We start from the raw sequence: 15,771 nt of genomic DNA on the forward strand, positions 1-15,771 counted from the left end.
CAGCCAAATCATAATTAATCATATTTAGGCTTTAGAATCAATAAGATAGTTGAATAAAAGTGCTAGAATTAAATTTTCAACAAGCCAAAATGTTTACAATCTTAAAAATCTGCGTCTGATAATTTTGGGATACTTTGGCGATGTGGAAAAAAAGCCGCTGGAAATTCATAATTCTTAATTACTCATTATTAATTTTCTTAATTCCTTCCATTTGTGTCATTTGTGGACCTTTTTTCGACCTTGGTTAAAGAGATCCTTCGTCGCTCCGCTTCCCTCAGGATGACTGCAAACTTTGGACCTTTTTACCTTTTCACCTTGCCACCTTTCGTCGCAGGAGCCATCTGCCTTTAATTTAACAAAGCTGTGCGACAATTTATATTGGGAACTTTCTATCCCAGGGTGGCATTCGCTGCGCTCATTTGCCCTGGGCTATAAATATGTTTGCCCTACAGGCAAAAAAAAACAAATTACCTTCTATTTTTAAAGACACTTCGACTACGCTCAGTGTAGCGTTTTTCAACACTTTGGGCTTTGTTACTTGGAACTTGGAACTTGGAGCTTGGATTTTGGACTTTGTTACTTGAAACTTGGACCTTGGATTTTTTTCGTAAGGTCTTTTGCAGTTATGGGTTCCCCATCTACTTTGGCGAGGTCAATGGCCCTCCAGATAATTTTTAATTCTTAATTACTCATTCTTAATTATAAGTAGCACTTACTTGTTCCTTTATCCCTTATCCTTGAAACTTGTTCCTTTTTACTTGTCATTTGGAGCTTGAAACTTATTATTTGTCATTTGTTCCAGACCATTTTTCCTTTGCCCCCCTTAAAAGTGATTATTTAATCCCTAAGTTGATAATTAAATGGGTAATTTTGGATTACCAGGTCTGATTACTAAAATCAAAAAATTAAATATGAATTTATTTACAAAAAGAAAACTGTTTTATGTGATGATAGCTTTAGTGCTATTTTCTTCTTGTAACAGTTCCCAGAAAAAAGAAGAAAAATTGTCTAAACCGAATGTAGTTGTTATTTATTTAGACGATTTAGGTTATGGTGATTTGGGGATTTATGGTGCCAAAGGATTGGAAACCCCAAATATTGATAATCTCGCTAAAAATGGAATAAAATTTACCAATGGGTATGCAACATCGGCTACTTGTACACCCAGTAGATATGGATTGCTGACAGGGATCTATCCATGGAGAAATAAGGATGCTAAAATTCTTCCGGGAACAGCTCCTTTGCTTATTGGAACCGAGCAAATGACAATTCCTAAAATGATGAAAAAGCAGGGGTATCAAACTGCAGTTGTGGGTAAATGGCACCTGGGTTTGGGTTCTGGTATTAACGATTGGAACAAGCATATTACACCTGGTCCTAACGAGGTGGGTTTCGACTATGCTTATATTATGGCGGCTACGCAAGATCGTGTTCCTACGGTATTTATTGATAATGGATATGTTGACGGTTTGGATCCAAATGATCCTATTGAGATTAACTACGATAAGAATTTTGAGGGGCAGCCTACGGGGAAGGATAATCCGGAATTGTTAAGAATGAAATGGCATCACGGACACAATAGCAGTATCGTAAATGGTATTCCGCGTATTGGTTACATGAAAGGTGGAGAGTCTGCAAAATGGGTAGATGAGGATATGGCTGATCATTTTTTGGCGAAAGCGCAAAAATATGTGAAGGATCATAAGAAAGAACCCTTTTTCTTGTACTATGCAATGCAGCAGCCTCATGTTCCGCGTACTCCTAATCAAAGATTTGTTGGAAAATCGAGTTTAGGACCAAGAGGAGATGTTATTGTAGAGGCCGACTGGTGTGTGGGTGAATTTATGAAAACATTGAAAGAGGAAGGAATTTTAGATAATACCTTAATTATTTTCTCGAGTGATAACGGACCTGTTTTAAATGATGGATATTACGATGATGCTGTTGAGAAGCTTGGCGATCATCAGCCTACAGGCGGATTAAGAGGTGGAAAATACAGCTTGTTTGAAGCAGGCACGCGTGTTCCTTTTATTACTTACTGGAAAGGGAAAATTTCTCCCGCGGTATCCGATGCTTTAGTATGTCAGGTTGATGTGTTTGCTTCATTGGCAAATCTTGTGGGTAGCGATATCGCCGTAAGCGATAGTGAAAATATGCTGGGTTTATTGCTTGGAAGCGATAACAAAGGCCGCGAAGATCTTATAATAGAAGCTACCAGCAGAACGGCTTACCGAAAGGGGGATTGGCTAATGATTCCTCCGTATAAGGGAGATAAACTTCTGAAGGAAGTGAATATTGAGATTGGCAATTCTGATGATTTTCAGTTGTATAACTTGAAAGAAGATATGGGACAACAGAATAATCTGGCCAAAACAAATCCGCAAAAGTTAAAAGAAATGCTATCAGGTTTTGAGGCGATTCGTGGAACCGATTATAAGGAAATTGAAGCGGTAGAATTAAAATAAACTGATTGATATCATCTTAATTGTAAGGCTTGTTCATAGTTTGAACAAGCCTTTTTCTTTGTTAAAAGCAAGTGTAAATATGTGTTTTCGTTTACTATTTACCCCCCTTTGGATTATCAAATGCATCCTTTTATATCAAACACACATGCTATATGTGTTGAAACACGGAGGGAGAAGGCTGTAATTTATATCTAGTTTTGAGTAGTGTTTAATTTAGACCTCGAATATTAATTAGAGATATTGAAATGTTATGAAGAGATTACTTAATTTACTACTTATAGCTTTGTTTGCAGGTGTGACTGCCTGCAATTGTAACAAAGAAAATCAGTCCGATTTTGATATCAGGAACTATAATGATGCAGATTTTGATCGTTTGGGCATAAGCGATAAAAATCATTTAAGTGAAGCATCTAAAAGAGCATTGAAATGGGGAAAGATGAGTAATGAATGGTTTATTGAGTTTGAGGTTTCGGATCTTAAAGGAGATTTGGCCTACGAAGAGGGAGTTGTGAGAAGAGATCCAAGTGCGGTTATAAAAGTTAATGATAAATACTACGTATGGTATACAAAGAGTACCGGACCAACTCAGGGGTTTGGAGGTGATGTTGAGAATGAAAAAGTTTTTCCCTGGGACAGGTGTGATATTTGGTATGCCACATCGAAAGATGGAATTACCTGGAAAGAGGAAGGCTTAGCTGTTGGTAGAGGTCCCAAAGGAGCTTACGACGATCGTTCCGTATTTACTGTTGAGGTGATGCAGTGGGATGGCATGTATTATTTATCTTATCAAACCGTCAAATCACCATACACAGTACGTGTAAAAAATCAGGTAGGTTTGGCTTGGTCTAATTCTCCCGATGGTCCATGGGTAAAATCAGAAAAGCCAATTTTGAGTCCTGCCGATAATGGAGTTTGGAAAGGTGAAGAGCAGGATCGTTTTAGTGTATTGAAGAAGGGTGATTTTGATAGCCATAAAGTACACGATCCTTGTATTATTCCTTTTAATGGTAAGTTTTATCTGTATTATAAAGGTGAGCAAATGGGCGAAGAAATTACTTTTGGAGGTCGCCAGATTCGACATGGTGTTGCCATTGCCGATAAACCCAAAGGTCCGTATGTAAAATCGCCTTATAATCCAATTAGTAATAGCGGACACGAAATTTGTGTCTGGCCCTACAATGGAGGTATTGCCTCATTAATTACTACCGATGGTCCCGAAAAAAATACCATTCAGTGGTCGCCCGATGGAATTAACTTTTCAATTAAATCGGTTATTAAAGGTGCACCTCATGCAATCGGTCTTAATCGTTCTGCTGATAGCGAAAAAGAACCAACAGAAATACTACGATGGGGATTAACCCATGAATATAAAAGCTACGATTATCAATACATTAGAAGATTTACTTCGAGGCGTATTGTTGCTCATAAAGCAAAAGGTGTGGGGCTTAAAAAATAATGAAATTAGATTAGTTATTAGTGTGTTAAAAAGGTCGTTTCATATCTACTTATGGAATGACCTTTTTTAGAAAATTATTGTTTTGATTACCGATATTACCCTTTCAAGTGTTAGTATTTGCAAATAGAATTTAAATATAAAAAATATGAATAGGTTGGCGTTTTTAGTAGGTATTGTTATTTTTTTCTGTAACGAATTGCAGGCTGCAGAACCCGATAAGGTAATTGTAGATGTGAATTTAAAAGTGCAGAGAAATTTAGGTGAGATATCAACTTTTGATAGAAATAAATTTATTGCTATACATGCCGATATTAGCGAACAGGAATGGGACGGAGATAATTTTACTGCTGATTTACGAAATGATTTTTTGAATGGGTATGATGTTTACTTAGGCAGAAACACAGGAAGTATTGGTTGGAATATGAATGCTGTTGTAAGCGAAGATCCGGATAGATCTGGTTATGCCGATCCTGAAAGTATAAGAAGTACTGGAGAGAGTGCTAAAGCCAGTTACGGAAATAATACTGAGTATCATGCCTACGAGTTTAGAAACGATCAAATTCTATGTGCTCAGCTGCATCCTTTTTGGCCCGATGGTCAGGAAACGAAAAAAGGATGGGCTTTTTCGCAAATCGATACTGATAAAGAGGCATTTGGAACGGCATCGGGAGAATATATGGGACGTTATATTCACGATCATTATGCTAAGGGCGGAGCCACGGGAAAAGCAGAACCTAAATATGTTGAAGTGATTAACGAACCTCTTTATTGGTTAACAGATAATGGTAACGAAGAACCGGAAAAAGTATTTCGATTTCACAATGCGGTAGCAAATCAAATTAGAAAATTTAATCCCGATTCGGATATTCTAATTGGTGGCTTTTGTGTTGCATTTCCGGACTTTGAGAAGAATGATTTTAAGCGCTGGGAAGAGCGATGGAAATTATTTATGGATATGTGTGGTGCCAATATGGATTATTTCACCATTCATTTGTACGATTTTGCAGCCAAAGAGGGGAAGCAAATGTATCGAAAAGGCAGTAATATGGAAGCTACTTTCGATATGATGGAGCAATATTCTTACTTGTTATTCGGAAAGGTAAAGCCAATAATGATTTCGGAGTATGGGGGCGTTTCCCACGACTTGAAAGGAGCCTGGTCGCCTTTGCGGGACTGGCATCATATAAAATCGGTAAACTCCATGAGAATGCAATTTATGGAGCGGGCAAATATCATTACTAAAACCATCGATTTTTTGCCTGTAAAAGCAGAATGGGGATCAACAGCAGCCGATAATACCTACAGTCATCGATTAATGCGCAAGGCAAATGAACCAGATAGCTATACTGGCCAATGGGTGTATGCCGAGACTGCAAAAGTTTACCAGTTATGGTCTGATGTGAAAGGAATTCGTGTGGATTCAAAATCGACAAATCCTGATCTGATGACGGATGTGTATGTGGACAAAAATAAGGCTTATGTAATTTTAAATAATCTTGACTTTACGCCTCTTGATGTTTCAACTACTATTTTGGACCCTAATCTTAATTTGCAGAGCCTAAAAATTAAACATCTGTATTTATCAGGATCAAATGTGGTGCTAGATGAGGAAATACTTAGTCAGGAACAGGAGGTGTATACAATTGGAGCCGAGGGAAGTATGATTTTAGAATATACTTACGAAGATGATATTGTGATTGATGAAAGTTCTGCAGAGCAAAAATATTATGCAGATACTTATTTTAAGACGATAACAGCAAATACTCCGGAAACATTTATTCTGCAGGGAGTGAATACCGGTAAATATGGCGAAGCTACTTTGCGTATTGGTGTGGGGAGAGCTCATGGAAAATCTTTACATCCCAAAGTATTGGTGAATGGTAGCGAAATAGATGTTCCAACGAATTTTAGAGGTGGAGCACAAACGCAGCGAGAAAGTTTTTTTGGTGTACTAGAGATTCCTGTTCCTTACGAGTTGATAAAAAGTAGCAATACAATTTCAGTAAGTTTTCCGGAATCGGGAGGTCATATTAGTACTGTGACCATGATTTGCAATTTGTTTAGTAAGGAGATTATAAGATCGGGGAATGTTCCTCTTGCCATTGAGGATGAATTACCCAAAAACAGAAATTCAAAATTGGGTATTAAATTATACCCTAATCCTGCTAGTTCACTACTAAATGTGCAGATTGAAGATAAGAAAAGATTTACCCATTTAGAGGTGGTTTCGCAAAATGGAAAAGTGATTTTAAAATCGAATATTGAGAATCATGATGCTACTATTCAGATAAATATAAATTCGTTGCCCAACGGTTTTTATGTGCTCAGATTAGAAGGGGATAGCTTTCAATCTTTTCCTTTTATAAAAAATTAGCCGTTGCTCGGCAAATAAATATAAAGGGTCTTGCAAACACATTTATTGTTTGCAAGACCCTTTGTCTATTTTATAAATAAAGAAGTTTTTATTTGTTATTGGATTTAGCATACTCTGATGGGCTCACTCCAAATTTTTCTTTAAATCGGGTTCTAAAGGTTCGTAAATCGTTATAACCCACTTGCCAGGTTACTTCCGATACGCTTAATACATTCTGACTTAGTAATTCAGCAGCATGTTTTAAACGTATGTTTCGAAGAAACTGGTTTGAGGTTTCTCCTGTTAGCGCCTTAATTTTTCTGTTCAGGTATATTCTCGAAACACCATATTCTTTGGCTAGTTTTTCTATGGAAAAGTCCGATTCGGAAAGGTTTTTCTCAATAATTGCTAAAATCTGATCTAAGAATTTTGAATCGGTAGGCGAGTTGGCAATAATCATTGGATTAATCTCAATCTCTTTCTGAAATTTTTGGCGAAGTTTTTCTCTGTTCTTTAAAAGAGAAATTACCCGTGCTCTTAAAATGTCAGAATGGTAGGGTTTGGGAATATAGGCATCGGCACCAATTTCAAAACCTTCAATCTGCGATTCTATGGTATTTTTTGCCGTCAACAATAAAATAGGAATGTGACTCACCGCTTCCTCCGATTTAATTTTCTGACAAAGTTCAATGCCATCCATATTTGGCATCATTACATCACTAATAATTACATCTGGCTGATGTGCCATGCATTGTTCATATCCCTGTAATCCGTCATCGGCTTCAAAAACAATAAAATCGTCTTTAAAAATATCACAGACCACATTCCGTAAATCAATATTGTCTTCAACCAGAAGAATTTTGTAATGATTTTTCTTAAAATCAGTAGCTCTTTCGGTATTTAATGGAGAATATTCTTCTTCGTTTTCTTCCTCGTAATTGTATTCTGCTTCGGAAGGTGCAATAAGGCTTAACGAATTTGATTCCATCCAGCTTTCTCCTTTATGGAGTTTTACTGCAAACGAAGTACCTTTTCCTTTAACGCTGTTTACCTCTATTGTTCCTTTGTGCATATCTACAAGTCCTTTGCAAAGGGCCAGACCAATTCCTGTTCCACCAAAAGATTGTTTGTCTTTACTTTCCGATTGATAATAGCGCTCGAAAATATGTTCCTGTTCCTTAGGATCGATCCCAATTCCTGTATCAGAAACATAAATGGTAATAAAATTATTGTTTTCAGAATCTTCAATTTCAAGATTTATCGATCCATTTTTTGGGGTAAATTTAAAAGCATTGGAAAGTAAATTATAAATAACTTTTTCAATTTTTTCCGGATCGAAATACATTAATTGTTCCTTATCGCTTGCCTCAAAATTAATGTTGATATTTTTTTGTTCAGCCCAGGGCTTAAACGATTGATAAATATTATCTACAAATTGATTCAACTCAATAGGCTCCAGTTTTAATTTCATTTTGTTTTGATCCAAGCGTCTAAAATCCATTAGTTGATTTACCAGACGCAGCAGCAGATTCGCATTTTGCTTAATTAATTTGTAGTTGCTTAATCTTTCTTCATCGGATAATTCTTTGTTTTTGCTTATTAACTTATTTAATGGACTTGTGATCAGGGTTAATGGAGTTCTGAATTCGTGAGAAATATTAGTGAAAAAGCGAAGTTTAATTTGAGCAATTTCCTCTACTTTATTTTTCTCTACTTCTGCAATTAATAGTTTCTTTTTCTTGCTTTCGTTCATCTGAATTACGCGGTAAGCAACGTACATAATCAGTAACAAGAGAATAAAATAGGCCAGATAAGCGTAGGAGGTTTTGTAAAAAGGAGGTTTAATTTTTATGCTAATGCTAGCAGGTTGGGGGGCCCATATATTATCGCTGTTTGCAGCAATTACCTTAAAAGTATATTCTCCTACAGGAACATTGGTGTATTTTGCAATTCGATACGAGGCTGAAGCATTGTACCAGTCGGCATCAAAGCCTTCTAATATGTATTTGTATTTGTTTTTTTGTGGTGCATTGTAATAAAGTCCCAAAAAACCAATCGAGAAACTATTTTGATTGTAGTTTAATTCAATTTCTTTGGTGTATTCTATACTTTTTTCGAGAATAATTTTCCCATTAATCTTTTCTCCGGGCTTAAGTTGTTTGTTTAAAATATAAAAATCGGTTAAGAATAGTTTAGGAGCTACTGTGTCTTTGTGAATTTGCCGAGGCGAAAAAACATTAAAGCCGTTAATTCCTCCAAAAATAAGATCTTCGTTGGCTCTTTTGTAGGCACAGATCTCACTAAATTCATTGTGCTGCAACCCGTCTTCGGCATCATAATTAACAATCTTACCTGTTTTCGGATTGTATCGGCTCAGCCCTTTGTTTGTTGAGAGCCATAAATATCCCTTTTTATCTTCAAGTATCGATTTTACGGTATTATTTGGTAATCCTTCCTGCATAGTTACCTTCGAGAAATGATCCTGCTTACTGGCATCAAGCCAGTGAGATACAAGCCCGCTGCCCATACTGCCCATGTATAATGCGCCATTTTTGGCTTCATAAATCTGTAAGCAGTACATGTCTTTAATGGATTTAGAATTCTCGAAACTTTCAAATTCAGGATTGGCTTTGTTTAGTTCACTGGCTTTAATTCTGTTTAAACCTTTATCGGTAGCAATCCATAAATTATTATTTCGGTCGAGCAATAAATGTCTTATAATTCGCGATGAGATATGTGATTTTGTACCATTTTGAGGAGTAAAGTTTTGGGTTTTGGTAATTTCTCCTTTTTTATTGAGGCTTAGTTTCCAAAGTCCTTCCCCGTAACTTCCGGCCCACAAAACGCTGTCTCCCTGCGATTCAAGGGTGAATAAAAATCCCAGATTCTCATTTATGTAATTCAAATCTATTCTTTTTAGGCTTACTGGGTTTATAGCTGCCAGATTGGTTGGAAAGCTGGAGCCAACCCAAATTAAACTTTTGTGATCTTTAGAGTCTGGGGTTAAGGTTTCTTCTATGGCGTAGGCTCTGTTTTCTTCTGGGTTATTACTAACACTAATATTCTTAAATCCCTTGTTGTAGTTATTTGGGTTCTTGTTCGAAAGAAAATTGATTCCTTCATCTTCTGTGCCTATCCATAAATTTTTATTGTGATCTTCGAATACAGATTGAACAAAATTACTACTAATTGATCCTTTCTTAGTGGTTTTGTAATAATGTTTGAATTTTTTTGGACTCAGGTCGATGGTATAAATTCCTCCGGCTCGTGTTCCAACCCAAATTTGACCGATTTCGTCTTCGGTTATAGAGGTAACAATATTACTTTTGATGTGCTCATCTAAATTGGTTTTATTAATTTCTAACTCTACTTGCCATCCTTTGTCGGGATGGTATTTTAAACAACTAATTCCATGTCTGTTGCCCGACCATATTTTTTGATTTTTATAGATGAATCCGTTTGTTGATAAGTTGTAGATCAGGTTTAATTTGTAGGAAGCATTTTTTTGTTTTTGAATAGCATAAATACTGCTACCTCCGGCTAAAAGTCCATCTTCGTATTCATAAAAAGCATTCCCCTGGCAGTCGAATTCTTCATATTTTAGGTTTTCTTTTTTTTCATACGGATTAATAATTCTGAAAACCCTAAGGTTTGTACCCAGCCAAATTTTTCCTTCCTTATCCTGATGGATCTTTTTAATGGAAAGTTTAATGTTATCCTCTGTGAATTGATCCTGAATTGGTATTGTGATTATCTCTGATATTTTATCCAGGTTTTTATCCAATTTTATTCTTGAATAGCCATACCAGTTTCCGAGCCAAATAACATCATTATTATCAATAATCATACAGGTAACATCGTTGCTGTGTAGTTTGGTGTTTTTGTCTCCTCTGGTATCATAAATGGTAAATTTTTCGTTTAGCGGATTTAATTTACAAATTCCCCGACCATAGGTGCCAATCCAAATGTTCCCCTTGCTGTCTTCATCAATAGCAATTATCATATTACTACTAATACTTTCGGGATCGTTAGATATTTGGTAGGTTTTATAGGTATAGCCATCAAATCGGAGAAGACCATCTAAAGTCCCTATCCACATAAAACCTTTGCTATCCTTAAATATGCAGTTAACATCGTTTTGAGGTAGATTTTTTAATTGAAATACCGAAAAGGAATCATTTTTATCAGCGTAAACTTTACTTGTAAATAAAGGAAGCCAAAGTAAAGCTATTACCAATTGGTATTTTATAATTATATTTTTCATAAACGAGCTTTGTTTTTTAATTGTGTAGCATCAATACGTGTAAAAATACTCAATTTATCTTTTTTATAAACTCGTGTTTGATAACTACTCTTCGAAAACGTTATCAAACACCACCTTGTTCTTCTCAAATATCTTATTTGTTATCATTTACACCTACTTATTTATGGGAAATGGGGCGGTATTCTTACTGTACTATGAAATAAATTTGAATCTAATCAAATGAGTAACGATTTATTTTAATCCTAAACTGTAAATGAAAATGCTTTCTTATGAGAGAACTAATTAGAATTAATGGAAAATCAATAGTCTTATTGGCTTTCCTCTGTCTGTTTTTTGGTGCAAACGTTATTGCCCAAGATAAGAGTATTACTGGAACTATTTATGATTCATCAAATGGAACGCCGCTTCCTGGCGCAACTGTTGTCGTAAAAGGAACTACAATTGGTACAACCAGTAATATTGATGGTGTATTTACAATTAATACATCTGAAAATAGTATCCTTCTTGTGTCATTTATTGGCTATGTAACTCAGGAATTTCCATTGTCAGGAAAATCAAGTGTAAAGATAAATCTTTCGCCCGATTTTGAGGAATTATCCGAAGTTGTAGTGGTAGGTTATGGTACACAAAAGAAAATTGAGTTAACAGGAGCTGTTTCATCAGTTAAATCGGATGAGATGGCGAAGATTGTTTCTTCCGATTTTACCAAATCACTTCAGGGTAAAATTGCCGGAGTTAGTGTAATTGAAAGTAGTGGTCGCCCGGGAGATCAGGCCAATATCCAAATTCGTGGATTGGGATCCATCTCGAGTAATGCCAGTCCTTTGTATGTAGTCGATGGAATTCCTTACGATGGAAATCCAAATATTGCATCGGAGGATATTGAAACTGTTGATATTTTAAAAGATGGTGCATCGGCAGCGGTGTATGGTACGCGTGCATCCAATGGGGTAATTTTGATTACTACCAAAAGAGGAAAAGAGGGAAAAACAAAAGTAAGTTTTTCTTCTTACTATGGTATTCAGAATATTACTTCGGGAACAGAACTTTTAAATACAAAAGAGCATTTATATGTTGATGAGATGATGCAACAAATGCAAGGTTCTCATTCAAGTATTCTTCATTATAATCCTAATGCAATGGATTATGATACCGATTTTGTTGGTTCTATTACCAATGATAATGCAGCCATTCAAAGTCATAATGTAACTTTATCGGGTGGTCGCGATGGGCTAACCTTTAATGTAAATGCCAATTACTTTAATCAGGATGGTATTTTACGTCAATCAGGATATAACCGATTTACCACTCGTGCCAATGCAAGTTTAAAAAAGGGAAAGTTCGATGCTTTTGTAAGTCTTGGTATAATGCACTCTAATAAAGAGCAGGAACCATGGGCACTGTATGAGTTTGCAATGTTTCAGGGACCTTACCGTCCACCATTGGCCGGACTAGCAACAACAGAAAATTCAGTTGTAATTCCAGGTAATAACCCCGATCATGTGGGATATTTATCCCGATTGTTAAATCAGGAAGATGACAGAATTGAAAATTCTTATAATGTTTCGGCCAACCTAAAATATGAAATAGCAAAAGGTTTGACTTATCAGGTTAACTTAGGTTTTAATCACTGGAACTACCACCGTGAATTCTGGCAACCACAATACCTGGTATACGATGAGGATGGAGATCTTAATAAATTAGGTAGTCGTGAAGAGGCCGTTTTAACTGAAGATTTTACTACATCGTATAAATACACAATGGAAAATATTGTTAATTATACGAAAACGTTTGATAAACATACCATTACAGCAATGTTAGGTTATACTATCGAAAAATCGGACTACGATAAGACTTCTGCAACCAAAAAAGATTTTATAAGCAATAGTGTTTCTGTTTTTGATGGTGGTTCAAGCAATACAGCAATAACAGGGAACGATAGTGAACATGGTATTGTAGGTAAACTGGGACGTTTGCAATACAATTATGACGATCGTTATTTGTTTAGTGCAAGTATTCGTTACGATGGATCTTCAAATTTTGGTGAAGATTACCGATACAATGAGTTTTATGGAGCTTCTCTGGGTTGGAATATCAGCGAAGAGAGTTTTATGGATTCTTTCGAATCTATTGATAATCTTAAACTTCGTGCAAGTTATGGTGAGGTAGGTAATCAGGGAATTTCTTCATACTTGTATGCTGCTTATGTAGATGCAAATATTGATTATGTATGGGGACCTGAAAATAGTGATGAACTGGGAGCTGGAGCTATTCAAAGAGGTTATGCAAACCCTTTGGTACAGTGGGAAACCAACGTTTCACAAAATATTGGTGTTGATTTACTAATGTTCGATGGCAAATTCAGTTTTACCGCCGATGTGTACAAGAACGATAAACAAGACATGCTTTTAGATGTTCTTCTTCCTGCATCTACAGGAACAACGGTTCCTGGTGACTGGGGAAATTACAATTCGAAAATTTCCAATGTTGGTAATATGGTGAATAAAGGATTCGAACTTTCAGCTTATTATAAGGAGAGAACGAAATATGGCTTAAACTGGCAGTTGACAGGTACTTTTACCCGAAACATAAATGAAATTACCGATTTAGGTGACGATTTAGATAAGATTGCTTTGGAAGATAGTAAGCCTGGAAACTGGCGTGCAACACAACAGGATATCACAACTTATATGGTTCCAGGTTACGAAGCCGGAGCATTCTTCCTGATTCCTACTGATGGGATTTTTAAAACTGCCGAGCAGCTTGCAGCTCATGTACATACATACGAAGATGGAACAACAGGTGCTATTCAGCCAAATGCTAAATTAGGAGACTTAAAATACATCGATACCAATAATGATGGAGTCATTAATGATAACGATCGTGTGTATCAGGGATCGGGTATGCCTAAATTCGAAGCGGGTTTAAACTTTACTGCTGACTATAAAGGATTCGATTTAAGTGTTCAGTTGTTCTATTCTAATGGAAATAAGGTGTTTAATGGATCTAAGTTGTTTGCTTATTCAAATAAACGACATAAAGATCTGTATCAGATGTGGACTCCTCAAAATTCTGATTCTGATATCATGTCAGCCCGCGTTAGTTCTGAGCACGATAACTTCCGTTCTCGTTCTAATTATTTCCTTGAGGATGCCGACTTCCTTAGAGTTCGTAACCTAACCCTGGGGTATTCTATTCCTAAAAAGATCATAGGAAAACACCTTGATAAGTTGAGAGTTTATTTTACAGCTCAAAATCCATTCACATTCACCGATTACGATGGTTATGATCCTGAAATTGGTGGAAATGGAGTTTCAACAAGAGGTATCGATAAAGGAACATATCCTGTAACTCGTAAGTTTTTAATGGGAGTACAAGTTGATTTTTAATATCAAAACAAGTAGAAAATGAAAAATATATTAAAATATACGCTAATTTTCGTGCTCTTGCTTGGTGCGTTAAGTAGTTGTGAAGATGATTTGCTGGAACAGGTAAACCCCAATGCGGTTACCACAGACTCGTTTTGGCAATCGGCAGAAGATTTCGATAAAGCTGTAAATGCATTATATAGTTCTTTACAGTTTCCTGCAGTTAGTGGTCAGGGGCTTGTGAAAAATATGGTTAGAAGCGATTTTGCCGGATCAGAAAGTTGGTACGCAGATGTAAAGTATTCAAATTTAGTTTGGAATGATGCCTCAGATAATGTTGTAGATAGATGGTCACAACTGTATGTAGGTATTTACAGGGCAAATCAAATATTGTATTATATCGATGGAGTAACATTTTTAAGCGATTCTGAAAAAGAATTAATTATTGCCCAAACTCGCTTTTTAAGAGGATTGAATTATTTCTGGTTGATACAATCTTATAATCAGGCAATTATTCATGATGTGCTTCCTGTTGAAGATGTGGATATGCACAAACCTTTGAGCACCAGAGAAGAAGTGCTTTCAGAAATGATAATTCCTGATCTTACTTTTGCCTATGAGCATCTTCCTAAAACCTGGTCGGATAGTGATACTGGTCGATTTACCTGGGGAGCTGCAGCTTCTATGCTGGGAAAAACCTATTTGTATGAAAAAGACTGGACAAATGCAGCAAAGTATTTTAAAGAGGTGATTGATGCTGCTGATAATGATGGCCTTTATTCATTGGTACCTAATTTTATGGATAATTTTACCATAGAAAATGAATTCAATTCTGAATCAATTCTTGAAGTGGCTTATTCTGATAATTATAAAGAAGGTGCCAGCGGAACCCGACAAGATGATATAGGAACAGTTCCCGGATCGGAAGCTACTTCTATTGCAAGTTCTTTTGCCAGTATTACTGGTGCAGGTGGTTACAATACCTGTTTGCCAACTTATTGGTTACAGGAGCTATTTGTTGCAGCCGATTCCATTGATCAAGCTAATCCTGTAAATATTGGAATGCGTTATTCGCAAAGAACCTATGCTACTATTGCTGTTGAATTTGGAGATGGTGATTATTATCAGGCACCACTAACATCCACAGATACAGAAAAAAGTAAAGCTAATTTTAATTACGGACAAGGTTCTAAAGTTAAAAAATGGACAAGTTGGTATTATAAAGAGAGTGAAGATGCATCAACCTCTGCACGTTCTGGTATTAATTTCCGTCACATTCGTTTGGCAGATGTGTATCTGATGTATGCAGAAGCGGTGCTCGAAAAAGATGGAAATACGACCGAGGCTTTAAAATATATCGAAAAAGTTAGAGCCAGAGCTGGCGTATTGTCCTTACAACATTATATGGATAATAATAGCGGAATGATTCCTGTTTTGGATAAAGCTCGTTTCCCAAATGGTTTAGCTCAATACGATATGGTAGCAGTAAGCAAAGAATCTTTACTTCATCACCTAAGAATGGTAGAAAGACCATTGGAACTTGCATTCGAAGGACATCGTTGGTATGATTTGGTTCGCTGGGGTATTATTGCTGAAACCTTTACTGCAAGAAAAGCAGAAGAAGATTTAATCAAGGAGAAGCTTCTCGATCCGGTAACGAATAAAATGCTTGGTGATAAAATTTTCCCACTGTACTTAAATGAGAGAGTTCGTCCGGATTGGCCTGTGCCAGCAGCTAATTACAATAGTGCTGTTCACGATTATTATCCAATTCCTTCGATTGAAAATCAGTCAAATAGAGAATTGTAATTGTTGAGGAATAATTTAAAAAGATTAAAATGAAACTAGCAAGATTAACTAATTAG

At 36.2% G+C, this 15,771-nt stretch carries 6 protein-coding genes; 5 read left to right on the forward strand and 1 reads right to left on the reverse strand.

Going from position 1 to position 15,771, the window contains the following annotated elements; genetic code table 11:
• The first annotated feature begins 911 nt into the window (after positions 1-911).
• From ACT3CE_RS04355 to ACT3CE_RS04365, 3 genes are all read left to right on the forward strand, one after another.
• Positions 912-2,465: a sulfatase family protein gene (locus tag ACT3CE_RS04355; RefSeq protein WP_444708536.1), complete on the forward strand. Its 1,554-nt coding sequence runs from the start codon at positions 912-914 to the stop codon at positions 2,463-2,465.
• A gap of 250 nt (positions 2,466-2,715) precedes the next feature.
• Entirely contained in the window at positions 2,716-3,921 is a 1,206-nt protein-coding gene (locus ACT3CE_RS04360) for a glycoside hydrolase family 117 protein (protein ID WP_444708537.1), read from the forward strand.
• Between the two features lie 145 nt (positions 3,922-4,066).
• Positions 4,067-6,295 (forward strand): T9SS type A sorting domain-containing protein, encoded by a 2,229-nt coding sequence (locus tag ACT3CE_RS04365; protein WP_444708538.1) that lies wholly within the window; start codon positions 4,067-4,069, stop codon positions 6,293-6,295.
• Positions 6,296-6,383: 88 nt separating this feature from the next.
• On the opposite strand, the gene ACT3CE_RS04370 is transcribed toward ACT3CE_RS04365, so the two are convergent.
• A complete protein-coding gene (locus ACT3CE_RS04370; protein WP_444708539.1) occupies positions 6,384-10,538 on the reverse strand; it encodes a hybrid sensor histidine kinase/response regulator transcription factor in 4,155 nt (1,384 codons plus the stop codon).
• Between the two features lie 269 nt (positions 10,539-10,807).
• Here ACT3CE_RS04370 and ACT3CE_RS04375 point away from each other — a divergent pair, with 269 nt between their 5' ends.
• Positions 10,808-13,927 (forward strand): SusC/RagA family TonB-linked outer membrane protein, encoded by a 3,120-nt coding sequence (locus tag ACT3CE_RS04375; RefSeq protein WP_444708540.1) that lies wholly within the window; start codon positions 10,808-10,810, stop codon positions 13,925-13,927.
• Positions 13,928-13,945: 18 nt separating this feature from the next.
• A complete protein-coding gene (locus ACT3CE_RS04380) occupies positions 13,946-15,715 on the forward strand; it encodes a RagB/SusD family nutrient uptake outer membrane protein (RefSeq protein WP_444708541.1) in 1,770 nt (589 codons plus the stop codon).
• The last annotated feature ends 56 nt before the right edge of the window (positions 15,716-15,771 follow it).

This window comes from Marinifilum sp. RC60d5 (genome assembly GCF_052400665.1).
In the GTDB taxonomy this organism is placed as follows: Bacteria; Bacteroidota; Bacteroidia; order Bacteroidales; family Marinifilaceae; genus JBQTGK01.

Coding starts and splice junctions, on each gene's coding strand:
- ACT3CE_RS04355 (WP_444708536.1), top strand. CDS start 912: ATGAATTTATTTACAAAAAGAAAACTGTTTTATGTGATGATAGCTTTA.
- ACT3CE_RS04360 (WP_444708537.1), top strand. CDS start 2,716: ATGAAGAGATTACTTAATTTACTACTTATAGCTTTGTTTGCAGGTGTG.
- ACT3CE_RS04365 (WP_444708538.1), top strand. CDS start 4,067: ATGAATAGGTTGGCGTTTTTAGTAGGTATTGTTATTTTTTTCTGTAAC.
- ACT3CE_RS04370 (WP_444708539.1), bottom strand. CDS start 10,538: ATGAAAAATATAATTATAAAATACCAATTGGTAATAGCTTTACTTTGG.
- ACT3CE_RS04375 (WP_444708540.1), top strand. CDS start 10,808: ATGAGAGAACTAATTAGAATTAATGGAAAATCAATAGTCTTATTGGCT.
- ACT3CE_RS04380 (WP_444708541.1), top strand. CDS start 13,946: ATGAAAAATATATTAAAATATACGCTAATTTTCGTGCTCTTGCTTGGT.